The 14499-nt window shown below is 49.6% G+C and carries 11 protein-coding genes; 9 read left to right on the top strand and 2 right to left on the bottom strand.

Features of this window, described 5'->3' with window-relative positions; genetic code table 11:
• Positions 1–5: 5 nt before the first annotated feature.
• The 8 genes from K0504_RS05115 (at position 6) to purF (ending at position 9636) form a co-directional block, all read left to right on the top strand.
• Positions 6–1022 (top strand): aspartate-semialdehyde dehydrogenase, encoded by a 1017-nt coding sequence (locus tag K0504_RS05115; protein ID WP_220103098.1) that lies wholly within the window; start codon positions 6–8, stop codon positions 1020–1022.
• A 207-nt stretch (positions 1023–1229) separates the two neighbouring features.
• Positions 1230–3725 (top strand): FimV/HubP family polar landmark protein, encoded by a 2496-nt coding sequence (locus K0504_RS05110; protein WP_220103097.1) that lies wholly within the window; start codon positions 1230–1232, stop codon positions 3723–3725.
• 78 nt (positions 3726–3803) lie between these two features.
• Positions 3804–4598, top strand: coding sequence for a tRNA pseudouridine(38-40) synthase TruA (truA, locus tag K0504_RS05105; RefSeq protein WP_220103096.1), 795 nt, complete (start codon positions 3804–3806; stop codon positions 4596–4598).
• 217 nt (positions 4599–4815) lie between these two features.
• Positions 4816–5700 (top strand): acetyl-CoA carboxylase, carboxyltransferase subunit beta, encoded by an 885-nt coding sequence (gene accD, locus K0504_RS05100; protein ID WP_220103095.1) that lies wholly within the window; start codon positions 4816–4818, stop codon positions 5698–5700.
• Positions 5700–6968 (top strand): bifunctional tetrahydrofolate synthase/dihydrofolate synthase, encoded by a 1269-nt coding sequence (gene folC / locus K0504_RS05095; protein WP_220103094.1) that lies wholly within the window; start codon positions 5700–5702, stop codon positions 6966–6968. The genes accD and folC overlap by 1 nt, the downstream gene beginning before the upstream one ends.
• Positions 6965–7531, top strand: a complete 567-nt coding sequence (locus K0504_RS05090) for an SPOR domain-containing protein (RefSeq protein WP_220103093.1) — start codon at positions 6965–6967, stop codon at positions 7529–7531. The genes folC and K0504_RS05090 overlap by 4 nt, the downstream gene beginning before the upstream one ends.
• A gap of 67 nt (positions 7532–7598) precedes the next feature.
• Complete coding sequence (locus K0504_RS05085) at positions 7599–8099, top strand: CvpA family protein (protein WP_220103092.1); 501 nt, start codon at positions 7599–7601, stop codon at positions 8097–8099.
• A 13-nt stretch (positions 8100–8112) separates the two neighbouring features.
• Positions 8113–9636 (top strand): amidophosphoribosyltransferase, encoded by a 1524-nt coding sequence (gene purF, locus K0504_RS05080; protein ID WP_220103091.1) that lies wholly within the window; start codon positions 8113–8115, stop codon positions 9634–9636.
• Between the two features lie 72 nt (positions 9637–9708).
• On the opposite strand, the gene K0504_RS05075 is transcribed toward purF, so the two are convergent.
• Together K0504_RS05075 and K0504_RS05070 are read right to left on the bottom strand one after the other, a co-directional pair.
• On the bottom strand, positions 9709–10308 hold the full coding sequence (locus tag K0504_RS05075; protein ID WP_220103090.1) for a Yip1 family protein: 600 nt from the start codon (positions 10306–10308) through the stop codon (positions 9709–9711).
• Between the two features lie 121 nt (positions 10309–10429).
• On the bottom strand, positions 10430–13465 hold the full coding sequence (locus tag K0504_RS05070) for an EAL domain-containing protein (protein ID WP_220103089.1): 3036 nt from the start codon (positions 13463–13465) through the stop codon (positions 10430–10432).
• Between the two features lie 268 nt (positions 13466–13733).
• On the opposite strand from K0504_RS05070, the gene miaE reads away from it, so the two are divergent.
• On the top strand, positions 13734–14492 hold the full coding sequence (gene miaE / locus K0504_RS05065) for a tRNA isopentenyl-2-thiomethyl-A-37 hydroxylase MiaE (protein WP_220103088.1): 759 nt from the start codon (positions 13734–13736) through the stop codon (positions 14490–14492).
• Positions 14493–14499 lie beyond the last annotated feature (7 nt).

Raw genomic sequence — 14499 nt, 5'->3', positions numbered from 1 at the left:
AAAGCATGTCAGCTAAATATAATGTGGCCGTATTAGGTGCCACGGGTGTGGTCGGTAAGACCATGCTCGAAATTCTTGCTGAGCGCGAATTTCCAATCGATCAAGTATTTGCATTAGCCAGTGCGCGCAGTGCCGGCGATACAGTGCTGTTTGGTAATAAGCAGCTCGAAGTGTTGGATGCCGACGAATTTGACTGGTCGCAAGTCCAAATCGCTTTCTTTAGCGCAGGTGGTTCGGTGTCTGCGAAGTATGCGCCGTTGGCCGCCGATGAAGGCTGTGTGGTGATCGACAATACGTCTGAATTTCGCTACGAGCCCGATATTCCGCTGGTTATTCCTGAAGTTAATCCACACGACCTGGCGAACTTCCGCAACCGTAATATCATTGCCAACCCGAATTGTTCAACCATTCAAATGTTGGTCGCTCTGGCCCCTATTCACAAAACGGTTGGTATCAGCCGAATCAACGTTTCCACCTACCAGTCGGTATCGGGTACCGGCAAAGAAGCGATTGAAGAGCTAGCAAGCCAAGCCGGACAAATGGTGAATGGGATGCCAGCCGATGCCAAGGTTTACCCCAAAACCATTGCGTTTAACGTACTGCCGCACATCGATGCGTTTCAGGACAATGGCTACACCAAAGAAGAAATGAAGATGGTGTGGGAGACACAAAAAATCCTTGGTGACGAAAGCGTGTTGGTGAACCCTACCGCGGTACGAGTGCCAGTGATGTTTGGTCATGCTGAAGCGGTTCACCTTGAAACACGTGATCAAATTGACGCAGAAGGCGTCAAGTCTCTGCTGCGAGAAGCTGAAGGCATTATTTTGTTTGAAGATGACAATGACTACCCAACGCAACTCGAAGAGGGCAGTGGCAGCGATGATGTTTATGTGGGCCGAGTGCGCAACGATATCAGTCATCCACACGGTGTGAACCTTTGGGTTGTGGCCGATAACGTTCGTAAGGGCGCAGCACTTAACAGTGTGCAAATTGCCGAAGTGCTCATTCGTGATTACCTGTAAGGCCAGTCAATAACTTGACTGATCTAAAAAAGCCAGCAATCTGCTGGCTTTTTTAGTGCTCGGCGATTTACCATTAATTCTATGGATTGTTACAACTTGCGACACTTGTAGTGGCGTTGGAATGCGAATTGCTTATTATGTTGGGATAAACCGACTCTCTCGCAATTTGTGCCCATATTCCGGCGCAGAAAAGTAAAGGAATGGAATATGTCTCGAACCCCTAGCTCTAGGCTTGCCGCAATTTGCCGTTCGCTGGCTTCAGCCTTGCTGGTCGCAATGGTAGCAATTCCTACTGCCAGTCATGCCAATGAGCCCGGGTATGTCAGTATTGTTGGCCCTGATGGTAAGCCCGTCAGGCAAGAGCAGGCAGTGCCGCAACGATACGGACCGGTAGCGAACGCCGACACCTTGTGGCGCGTTGCGAGTGAAACTCGACCCGATGGCTCCATCTCCATCTATCAAATGATGTATGCGATTTACATGAAAAATCCGCATGCATTTGAACATGGCAACATCCATCGTCTTGGCCGTGGTAGCTTCTTACTGATCCCAACGTTTGCTGAAGCAAGCCAATATACCAACCGGCAAGCCGTTGCCCAATTGCGTAGCGATGAGCAATTACTTGCCGCTAAAACGCCGGTTGAAAAGCCGCAACCTAGTCAGCAACCGCAACCTAGTCAGCAACCGCAGCCAGTAGCTGCAGAGCCTGCCCAACCGGCTTCGCAGCCTTCCGAACAAATAACGCAAAAGCCGTCTGAGCCCGAACAAACCGCAGTAGCGGCGCCTGAACAGTCTTCGCCAGCAACAACACCAGCCGCAGAGCCTGCTCAGGCCGCACCGGAAATGTCAGCGCGTGAACGTCGTTTGTATGACGTGCAAATGCGCCAGCTTAAAGAAGACTTGGCTAACTCTATCGGTAGCCTTGAAACCCTAATTGGCCAAAATCAACAGTTGTCGCAGCGCGTCGAAGACTTGTCCTCGACCATCGTTGATTTAGAGCAACAACTAGTACAAGAGCGCGCTGAGGCCGAACAATCGCGCGAACAGTTGAGCAAGCAAACTGAACTGACGAATAGCAAGGTCGACAATTTGCTTGAAAGCCCAGTGGGCGCTTCAAGTGTTTGGTTGTGGGCTCTTTCTGCAGGGCTAGCGGTTGTGTTTGGTTTAATTGGCTGGCTGTTGCTGCGCCATAGAAAACATGCTGATACCGCCGAGACCAACGATCAGCTGGTACCTATGGTGCCAGAGCAGACGGCTACCGATAACGTTGATGATGTTGATTTAGCGGGCGATATTGCCGATGCACCAACGGCAGAGCCGGAAGAAGATGTGTTACTCGATCTTGGCCTGGATGATTCCGGCGACGCCGAACAAGATCAACCGATTGAAGACATGGTCGATTTGTCGCTCGATGACAGTGATGATGACCTCATTGAATCTATTAACTTGGATGATGACGAGGACGATGCTCTCGCCATCGATGATGCGCCGGCCCAAACTCCTTCTCTTGATGATGCAGTGCCAGAAATGGCAGATATCCAAGAACTCGATCTGGACTTAGCCGGTGATAGCGGAGAGCTGACCCAAGATGCGCTTGACGCATTGGCGGCGATGGATGATCTGGCAGATACCGAATCGACCACTGAGGACGAGTCGCTAGAGCAAGCCTTTGATGCCATCGGCACACCTGAACCAGAAGAAGCGGCGGCCGATCCAGATGATATTATGGATGAGTTTGCTGCAGCCGTTGCCGAACAAACGGCCGCTGAACAAGCTGGTATGTCGCTTGCCGATGATCCAGTAAGTGACCAAGCCGATGACCAAGTCATTGATGATTTAGCGACAGAGTTTGATGCTGAACTAGCGGCGGCTGACACTCCTGCAGAGCCAGAGCCAGAGCCAGAGCCAGAGCCAGAGCCAGAGCCAGAGCCAGAGCCAGAGCCAGAGCCAGAGCCAGAGATTCCTCAACAAGTTCAAGACGAGTTAGACGAACCTGAAGCCGAAGAGCTCATCGATATTGACAGTTTGCTGGCAGAAGCAGGTGCTGAACAACCACTTGCCAATGACGACGTCGACGATGGCGATATTGATATTGAAAGCTTGATCAGCGAAACCCAAGCGCAAGTACCTGATGTTGAGCCTGAAGCCGATCCACAAGCCGTTATTGATGAGCTGGCCGCAGCGGTTGAGCAAACAACTGCTCCGGATGCAGCTGACGCACCCGATGAGATTTCATTGGATGAGCTGGAACAAGAATTCAGCCTCGATAGTGTTGCCGACGACTTGTTGGATGGTGAAACCTCTGAGGTTGGCGAGATTAGTGCCGCTGAAGAGTTAAGTGAATTACCGACCGATGAAGAAGTTGATTTTGACTCCGAGCTAGCAGCCATTGCTACGCAGCTGCCAGAAGAGCCAGCAGCACAGGCTGATTCCGGCGAAGATGATTATCTCGATATTGATCAACTGCTGGCAGAAGCCGATGGGGCACCTGCTGCCGATGATGACATCATGTTGGTTGGCGATCTAGATGATGGCGTTGAGCTGGAAGAAGAAGATAGTGTTGCCGCGAAGTTAGATTTGGCGCGAGCCTACATCGAAATTGGTGACAAAGAAGTGGCCAAGCAATTACTAGAAGAGATTGTTACATCAGGCGATACCGGCCAGCAGTCTGAAGCCAGTGAATTGCTAGAGCGGCTCAGCTAAATAAGCCATAGCCTTCAATAATTAGCCCGCTATAATAGCGGGCTTTGTTGTTTTTAGAGACGAATAGAGCTGGTACTTATGCGAATTGCATTAGGTGTTGAATATCAAGGAACTCGCTATTTTGGCTGGCAGCGGCAACGCGAGGTTGACAGCGTGCAGGCGCAGCTTGAACAAGCGCTGTCAAAAATTGCTTGCGAGGGGATTGCCGTTCAGTGTGCTGGCAGAACCGATGCTGGCGTTCACGGTACCGGCCAAGTCGTTCATTTTGACTGTGACAAACCACGCGATCTGCAAGCTTGGACCTTAGGTGTCAATGCTCAATTACCCGATGATATTGCGGTTCGATGGGCGCACCCCGTGGCGGATGACTTCCATGCTCGCTTTACCGCAACAGCTCGTCGCTACCGTTACTTAATTATTAATCAACGTGTTCGCCCTGGCATTTTGCGGTTTGGCGTCACCCATCATTATCATCCGTTGGATGCTGAAGCGATGCATCAAGCGGCTCAATGCCTGCTTGGTGAACGTGATTTTTCTAGTTTCCGAGCGGCTCAATGTCAGTCCAACTCGCCGTTTCGCAATGTGCACCATGTGGTTGTTAAGCGATTTGGCGACTACCTTGTAGTAGATATCAAAGCAAATGCATTCGTTCATCATATGGTGCGCAATATTGTTGGCTCATTGCTGAAGGTCGGCGAAGGGGAACGTGATGCAGCTTGGTTGCAACAGGTTCTTGAAGCAAAAGATCGAACAGTCGCCGCTGCAACCGCCAAGCCTGATGGCCTGTATTTAGTTGATGTGACCTATGGTGACGAGCACGGTTTACCAAAGCCGGCAATGGGGCCACTGTTTTTACCGGATGACTTAGGCTGAACAACCTATTGTCCCCATTAGAAAAAAGGTCATAGGGATAATTTGCGTTGATAGTTGAACAAAATTTACTCATTGGCGTCTAATCGGGGCAGAGGGTAAGACCAGTAAACGATGAACAATGTCGGCAGTTATGGTTTAATGTGCCGGTTTTATTGACGATTTTTAGTCGCGTTGCACTGTGCCGCAGGGCTACTCGACAACAGCTGGGCCAAAATACATGAGCTGGATTGAAAAGATTCTTCCAAAGAACAAAGTTGACGCCTCGTTGCGTCGCAACATCCCTGAAGGTGTTTGGGGAAAATGTAACGGTTGCGAGCAGGTTATTTATCGCGCCGAGCTAGAACGCAACCTTGAAGTTTGCCCAAAGTGTAGCCATCACATGCGCATTGGTGCTCGCAAACGTTTAGAGCGTTTGCTTGATGATACCGGCCGCACCGAATTAGCGACGGATCTTGAACCAAAAGATGTGCTCAAGTTTAAAGATTCGAAGCGTTATAAAGAACGTCTTGCCGCGGCGCAAAAAGCGACCGGTGAAAAAGATGCGCTGATCGTCATGAGTGGATCAATCAAAGGCGTGTCTTGTGTGGTTGCTTCATTCGAGTTTTCCTTCATGGGCGGCTCGATGGCGTCGGTGGTGGGCGCTCGTTTTGTTCAAGCTGCAGAATATTGCCTCGAACATAAATTGCCGCTCGTTTGCTTTTCCGCCAGTGGCGGTGCACGCATGCAAGAAGCCTTGTTTAGTTTGATGCAAATGGCCAAAACGTCAGCGGCGCTGGCGCGTATGTCAGAGCAGGGCTTACCATTTATCTCGGTACTGACCGATCCAACCATGGGCGGTGTATCCGCTAGTTTGGCGATGCTCGGTGACATTAATGTTGCGGAGCCAAAAGCCTTAATTGGTTTTGCCGGTCCGCGCGTTATTGAACAAACGGTACGCGAAAAACTGCCGGAAGGCTTTCAGCGCAGTGAATTCCTTGTAGAGCACGGTGCTGTTGATATGATCGTCGATCGTCGCGAAATGCGCGATACATTGGCGCGATTACTCGCCAAAATGACGAATCAACCAAGTACTGATGGTGACGCACTGGCGTTATCTGAGTAATGACACAAGCCACATCTACCAGCCGCTCGCTCAACGAGTGGCTGGCTTATCTTGAATCCATCCACCCCACAACCATAGAACTCGGCTTAGAGCGCGTTGGCGCTGTTGCCAACCAGTTATCGCTAACCGAATTGAGCAACAGTAAAGTCATTACCGTTGCCGGTACCAATGGCAAGGGTTCAACCTGCGCATATATAGAGCAGTGTCTGCTGGCCGCAGGCTATAGCGTCGGAGTGTATAGCTCGCCCCATATTACCGATTATAAAGAACGGGTTCGCATTAACAGTCAAATGTTGAGCGAACAGGCGCATTGCCAAGCGTTTGCTGCAGTGGAAGCCGCCAGGGGCACGGTTAGTCTGAGTTATTTTGAATTTGGCACCTTGGCTGCGATCTGGTTGCTTCAGCAGCAAGCACCTGATGTGGTTTTGCTAGAAGTCGGGCTCGGTGGCCGCCTCGATGCAACCAATATCGTCGAACCTGATGTGGCAGTGGTGACCACTGTGGACATCGATCATCAAGCATTTTTAGGTGATGATATTAACCAAATCGGTTTTGAAAAGGCCGGTATTTTCCGCCCCCACAAACCAGCTATCTTAGGTGATGCCAAACTTCCGCCTACCGTCTTGCAACACGCACAAACCATAGCGGCGAAACCGATACGGGCTGGATTCGAGTTTCAGTTGAACGCGGTCGATGGCAAATGGTGCTACCAGAGCGCTACTCGCTCCATTACTGCTATTGATGAGCCCCGTTTACCCGTCGAAAATATGGCGACGGCGATTGCTGTCATTGAAGCAGCGCAATTGGATTGTGATGACGAGGCCATACGAACAGGTCTGGCTCGCGCTGCGCTACCCGGCCGCTGGCAAACCCTGCAAACAAAGCCCTGGGTCGTTGCCGATGTTGCCCATAATCCGCAATCAACCCGCTTACTTTCGAAGAAGATTGCAGCGGTGGTGAATTCGGCTCGCCAAGTCCATGGTGTGGTCGCGATGCTGGGTGACAAAGACAGCCAAAACTCGCTACAGCCAATGAAAGCCGTGATTGATCATTGGTACCTGGCAGGCTTAGATGTACCGCGCGGCGCCGATGCTAATCATTTAGCTGAAGCCTTGGCCGATACAAAACTTGTTTGTTGTCAAGATGTTGCTACTGCTTTGCGGCAAGCGCTTGAATCGGCTAGTGAAGATGATATGGTTGTCGTCTTCGGCTCTTTCTATACGGTTGCAGAAGCGCAGCAGTTGTTGCAGGGAAATTCGTTCGAGTGAATTCACAACTCAAACATCGATTAGTTGGCGCATGTGTGCTGTTGGCGCTAGCGGCGATTATTTTGCCCGACGTTCTGGACGGCGAAAAAGTTAGCCGACAACAAGATTTCGCAGTGATCCCACTGCAACCCCAATTGCCAGCCCCAGAATTCAAGCTAGAGCAACCCATAGAGCAGTTGCAGGCTACATCTGCATCAGCTGAGCCTGAGCTAGCTGAAGTGCCACACAATGAGCCTGACAGCGCCACAGACTTACCGCAATCCCAAACGCCAGCGGCAACGAATCCAAGTGATCGCCAACTACCACAATTTTCTGACAGTGGTTGGGTCTTGCAGTTAGGGGTTTTTCGTAATGCGACCAACGTGAATGGTTTAATCGAGAAATTACGAGAGGCTGGTTATCCTGCTTTCAGCAAGCCTAAACAGGCGGTTCAAGGCAAGCCAACTTGGGTTTATGTTGGGCCAAATCTCGATAAGAAAAAACTCACATCAATGGAGCCTGACGTGAAGCGCCTCACCGGCCTAAACGGTCAAATCTTCCCTTACAATCCGCAGAGCCAATAAATTCACATGGTCAAGGCTGTCATAATTTTGTTAGAATTCGCGCCGATTTTGGTCGGTGAGTACTAGCATGGTCTGGATTGATTACACCATCCTCGTAGTAATTGCGGTTTCAGCTCTGGTGAGCTTGATCCGCGGCTTTACTCGGGAAGCCATTTCGTTAGTCACTTGGGTTGTAGCCTTTTTCATTGCAAGCCAGTTCTACCAAGATTTAGCAGTATTTATTACTGGTATTGATGATGCGCTGTTGCGGGATGCTGCAGCCATTGCCGCGTTGTTTGTCGTTACCCTGATTTTAGGGGCACTCGTTAATACTGTGATTGCCGGATTGGTTGATAAAACCGGATTATCTGGCACAGATCGAGTATTAGGGCTAGTGTTTGGCGGATTACGAGGTGTTTTGATCGTTTGCGCATTGCTGTTTTTCATGGACGCCTTTACCGGAGCTGCGCAAAGTCAGTGGTGGCAAGATTCCTTGTTGATCCCTGAATTTAAAATAGTTGTTCGTTGGTTTTTTGATTATATCGAGCAGTCGTCGGATTTACTTAAGGTAGCGACGACCTCCAGCTGAGGTGACCCTTATTATGTGCGGTATTGTGGGCATTGTGGCGAATTCGCCAGTGAACCAGACCATTTATGATGCGCTGACTGTATTACAGCATCGAGGCCAAGACGCGGCCGGCATCATGACCATTGATGAGCAACAACGATTCCGTTTGCGTAAAGCAAATGGTTTAGTGCGGGACGTGTTTAGCACGCTCCACATGCACCGTTTACAAGGCACCGTTGGCATTGGCCACGTGCGTTACCCTACCGCAGGTAGCTCAAGCTCGGCAGAGGCTCAGCCTTTTTATGCTAACTCTCCGTTTGGTGTTGCACTTGCTCATAACGGTAATTTGACCAACGCCGATGAGCTAAAAGACATGCTGTATCAAACAGCACGTCGCCATATTAACACCACCTCTGATTCGGAAGTTCTGTTGAACGTTTTGGCACACGAAATGTGTGTTTCACGTCAGTGGAGCTTAACGCCAGAAGATATTTTCGCAGCCATCAAGGCCACGGTGAAACAAGTTCGCGGCGGCTATGCGGCAGTATCGTTGATCATCGGCCACGGCCTCATGGCATTTCGTGATCCCCATGGTATTCGTCCGCTCGTTCTTGGAACTCGCGTTGATGAAAATGGCAAAACTGATTACATGGTGGCCTCTGAAAGTGTTGCGCTGGATGTCTGCGGATTCAATTTAGAGCGCGATATTGAACCAGGCGAAGCGATTTACATTACCGATGATGGGCAATTGTTCAGCCAGCAATGCGTTGAAAAAATTGCGCACAATCCGTGTATTTTTGAATTCGTTTATTTTGCTCGCCCTGACTCATTCATCGATAAAGTTTCGGTTTACCAAGCTCGCGTTCGTATGGGCCGTAAGCTGGGCCAGAAAATCCACCGCGAATGGGCTGACAAGAAAATCGATGTGATTATTCCGATTCCGGAAACATCCTGCGATATTGCGTTGGAAATTGCCGCCGAGCTTAAAATTCCATACCGCCAAGGCTATGTGAAGAACCGCTATATTGGCCGTACGTTTATTATGCCTGGCCAGAAAACGCGCAAAAAATCTGTTCGCCAAAAGCTCAATGCCATTGGTGCGGAGTTTAAAGGCAAAAACGTTTTATTGGTGGATGACTCGATCGTGCGCGGCACTACCTCTCAGCAAATTATTGAGATGGCTCGAGATAGCGGCGCTAATAAGGTTTACTTCGCGTCTGCTGCTCCAGAAATTCGTTATCCGAACGTTTATGGCATTGATATGCCATCGGCTGAAGAGTTGATTGCTCACCAGCGTACTGTTGATGGGATCTGTAAGGAAATTGAAGCCGACGGCCTGATTTTCCAAGACTTGTCCGATTTGGAAAGTGCGGTTAGTGAAGGCAACCCTGAACTTAAGGGCTTCGAGACCTCGGTGTTTGATGGTTGCTACGTGACCAATGATATTGACCGTGACTACCTCGATCACCTCAACAACATGCGTAACGATGATGCGCAAGCGGACAAAGCTGCTGAGTTGGCATCAAACCTAGAAATGCATAACGAAGGCCATCCATAAAACTGGCTGGGAGTGTTTCAGGCAACAAAAAGGCAGCGTAAGCTGCCTTTTTTGTTTTTGCGTTATGACTGTTTAATGGACGAATTCAGGGCCTAGTCCTAAATTCCATAAGATCACCGTTGCAGCCAATGTCGACACAAGCAACACCAAGCCACAGGTAACTACTGAGCTGGCGTAAATAAAGCCGCGTTCTTCTGGGATGTGCATGAGGATTGGGATACCGGAGTACAGCAGGTAGACTGAGTAGGCGATGCCAGCCAAACCAACTAACATGACAAACCAAACCGCTGGGTATAACGCCGCAAAACCGACCATCAGTAAAGGGGTTGCCGTATACGATGCAAGCTCTAAACATTGGGTATAGGTTGGCGCTGAACCGAACGTTTCTGCCATCCATTTCGATAAATAGGCCAGAGCAGCAACGCCGGCAAGTAAAGCGCCATACATGGCAACCGCCATCATAAACGCTGAATTGGATGATAAAAATATTGGATCACCAACACCAATTCTCCAGCCGATATGTACGGATGACGCATAAGCACAAATGGGGGGGATGAGGGCCACTAACATAATATGCATGATGCTATAAGAAGCACTCTCGTGTTCACGATCAATGGTATGCCATTCTTCTCGAGGGTGCGCATAAAGGCCCCAAAGATGGTTTAAGATCATAGTGTTTTCCTTCTCTCTCTGTGTCGCCATTTATACGGCGTTCTCACCAGCAACAGTTCAAAAATTAAACTGCTTAAAAATCACTGTTGACGAGGGAGGGGCGTTAGTCAAGCTGGGGAAATTAGCTGATCCGGCGGATTTTTGTCTCGGGAGTCAGTAGATATCGGGCTTCCAGCTCTTTTAGAGGGATAGGGCGGCTAAACACGTAACCTTGAACAACGTCACATTGAAGCTCCCGCGTTAAGGTCAATTGCTGATTGGTTTCAACGCCTTCAGCAACCACTTCATGGCCGAGTGCGGAAGCTAAGTCCTGAATCGCTTTGACGATGTACCAGTCTTGTGATCCGCGCGACAAGCTTTTTAGGAAACTACGATCAATCTTAATGATGTTAAACGGCAATTGGCGGAGCAGCGAAATGGAGGAGAAGCCGGTGCCAAAATCATCCAGCGCAATACGAATGCCTTGCTCAGTAAGTTGTTCAAGCAAGCTACGAACATTGTCCATTTCCGAAATCGCAGTTGATTCTGTGATTTCCACCACCAAGCCCCGAGGATCGACGCCACTTGCGTGAATGACGTCCGTCATGTTTTTGAGAAAGTTGGGATCGGTCAACTGACCCGCGCTGACATTCACCGACATGGTGAGCGGGCGCGACGCCGTTAATTGCCATTTACGTAGCGTTTGACAGGCCGTTTTTAGTACCCATAAACCGAGCTCGATGATTTGGCCGTTTTCTTCTGCCATGGGAATAAACTCGGCCGGTGAAACCTCGCCTAACTCGCTAGAATGCCAACGCAATAGAGCTTCAACGCCAACCAGCTCACCGTACACGCTCGATATTTGGGGCTGATAAACCAACGAGAGTTCGTTTTTAATAATGGCCTTGCGCAGCTCGTGATCAATACGGGCGCGAACATTGTGTTCTAACTGCAATGACTGTTTGAAAAGTACCGATTGGTTTTTACCTGATTTTTTGGCTTGCTGCATCGCCATATCGGCATTGCGCAATAGATTCGTTGATGCATCGGCGTGATCGGGATAAAGCGCAATACCAGCACTGGCCGTTACAAAATAATCAACGCCCAAGGTTTTTTGAAGCGGCTGTTCAATATGGCTTAACAGACGATTGGCCATCATCACTGCTTGACGTTGATTATCAACCAAACACAAACATATAAACTCATCACCGCTGAAGCGGGCGAAGAAGTCGCCGTCACGCAGACTTTTCTTAAGGACGCTGGCGATGTGTTGAAGTAGGCGATCACCCACTTCGTGACCAAATCGGTCATTCAGGTGTTTGAACCGGTCGAGACCGATTTGCAGCACTGCCAGCGGTTGTTCTGGCGCGGCTTTTAGTTGTTGCGAAATTTGGTCGCTGATCATTGAACGGTTTGGCAACCCCGTAAGGGCGTCGTAACTCGCCGCCATTTGAAAACGCTGATCGTTGCGCCGCTTGTCAGTCACATCTTTGAGGCTACCGAGCATTCTCTTGGCTTGGCCATTACGATCAACGATGGCTTCTCCGGTGGCTGAAAACCATCGTACAGAGCCATCTTGGCACAGCATCCGGAAGCTAACCGAAAAGGGCATACCATGTTGAATGTGGGCGTCAACGCGCTGCTTAACCACATCGACATCCGCTTCGGCCATGTATTGGTAAAAGTCGGTGGAGCGCGTTCGATTGCGGCGTTCATCGGGGGCAAAGCCTAATAGCTCTAATGCGCGATCATTCCAGTTCACTTCGCCAGATAACAGGTTCCATTCCCACAAACCTCCGGAGGCTTGCTGTGCAACGGACTGCAAGCGGCGCTGCAGGCGATCGGTTTGTTTAGAGTGCTTAGCGGCCAGCTGCTCCAACAAATCTCGCTCGATGCGCTGTGCTAACTGAGCTACCAGCTCAACAAATTGATGATACTGTTCAATTCGACTCGCCGGTGTAAAGCGGGCGGCAAACGTTAATGCGCCCCATAATTCGCCCCGCAGTCGAATGGGCATTGTGAGTACTTGACTGGCCGGGTTGCAGTATTTTTCGGTTAGCTGCTCTGGCGGATAGAAGTCGGGTCTGACGTTCAGCGAGCCTTTGTGTTGGTGCAGATCTAATTCAGCAAAATCACCATACATTTCGGTGATATTCAAATAACTTGCGGTACTGCTTTCGCCCTGCCAAGCGGCTAAGCAGGCAAAGCGCATAAACTCACCAAACTGGTGATTTAGGCTGATAAATTCTGCCAGACTTGTTCGCATGTTTTCATGCGTGCTGAAGTAAGCTTGGCGAGAACGAATTGCCAGCATGGGATCAACTAATTCAACCGCTGGAGCTTGGAATGTTTCTGCTAAGTCAGAGCTTTGAGCGGCCACAAATTTAGTCGGGATTTTAATTAGGCTAGTGGCTTTAGTGGGGGTTTGACTGCGAGCAATGAGTAGCTCGAACGCTGCTTCCGCCATTGAAAAATAGTCTTGGTGTACCGAACTAATCGAAGGTCGGTGGCTGTTGGCTACCGCCGATCCATCAAAGCCAACCACCGCAATATCTTGCGGCACGCGCCAGCCTCGCTTTTGCAGTTGGCCAATCAGGCCAATAGCAATTAAATCGTTGCCACACAACACGGCGGTTGGCATTTGTGGCAGTTTGGCCAATTCGAGTACTGCTTGCTCGCCACCGTGAAAAGAATCACTGGAAACAGAAATGGTGGTCATATCCTGACTGGACAAGCCATATGCGTGCTGACATTGGGCAAATGCCTCAGCTCGCTCACCCATCTCCGTCATGTTTAAATTGCCGACGTAGCTAAATTGGCGATGCCCTTGTTCATGTAAAGAGGTGAATGCTTGGGTGATGCCGTCTTCGTTATCGGTTTCTACGGCATCAATATGGTGATGGGCGTTGTAGCAACCGATGCGAACTACTGGCAGTTCGCGGCGTTGAATTTCGTCGAGTAAATGGCTTGATATGGCATTGCCGACGACAATGGCGGCGTCGATATGATTAAGACTAAGCGTGTCGGCGTAGTCGCTATCTTGGCCGGTCACAATGAGGTGAATTCGAATGTTCAACTCGCGCGCTAAAGTCAGCAGTTCACGACACAACTCGCCTTGGTAATAACCATGAGCAACTTGCGTAAACACTGCGACAGACCGGATTGTGGAGCCACCCATAAAACTACTCTACTACAAAAAACAACTACTTTAAGTCGCTCGTTCCATTGAGCTGGCGGCGGCGCAATGCCGACCTTGCGAGACACTTTAAATACAAATGCAAAAAAAAACAGCGAAATGATCAATTTCATGCTAACTGAATTGTAAAATATATTGATTCGAGTGAGTTTGTTCACATTTTGTTAACGGTGAACCGGTGATCTTAGCGCTTGGTACCGGCATTGCTTGCCCGTATAATTCGCCGCGATTGCCATCGAGGACTATTTCCATGCAGACTGACTTAATCCAGCCCATTGTTGAATTCTTGCAAGGGCGCACGCCTGAAGCATGGCTGACCAAAGCGTCCCAACCAGAACAATTGCCTGCCTTATTAATTGATCACTGTAATTGCGAGCTTAAAGCAGCCCAAACAGCGATGTTGCTGATCCGACGTTATGCGGTGTCATCTCAAAGTAGTGACGCGCTATTAGCATGGTTAAAGCCATATGAAGATTTCGTCTATCGAAAGGTGCCATTTGATGCCGCTAGCATCACGCAATCGGGCCTCAACAAAAAGCTAATGGTGCGAGAGGATGTTAGTTTCGGCCACGATTTGGTCGATAAAATGGTGCTGCTGATTAAAGAAGAGCTGCATCATTTTCAGCAAGTGTTAGAGATACTTGAACAGCGCGGCATTGCTTATGAGTCGCTCGGGGCAGGGCGCTATGCTAAAGGCATGATGCGTCGAGTACGAACGTATGAACCTCAAGCGTTGATCGACAAGTTGATTTGTGGCGCCATCATTGAAGCTCGATCTTGTGAGCGCTTTGCGGCTCTAGTGCCTTATATCGATGATGATTTGGGGCGCTTTTACACATCGCTATTGCGTTCTGAAGCTCGCCACTTTGAAGATTACTTGACGCTCGCGCAACAAGTCGCAGGCGATGAATCCATTCAGCCTCGGGTCGACTTTTTTACTCAGCTTGAAGGCGAACTAATTGCGTCGCTTGATGATGAATTTCGATTCCATAGTGGTGTGCCAGCCTAATCAATTT

Origin of the sequence: Neiella holothuriorum, from assembly GCF_019457915.1 — a bacterium.
GTDB lineage: Bacteria > Pseudomonadota > Gammaproteobacteria > Enterobacterales > Neiellaceae > Neiella > Neiella holothuriorum.
This window is presented reverse-complemented; position numbering and strand designations above follow the sequence as displayed.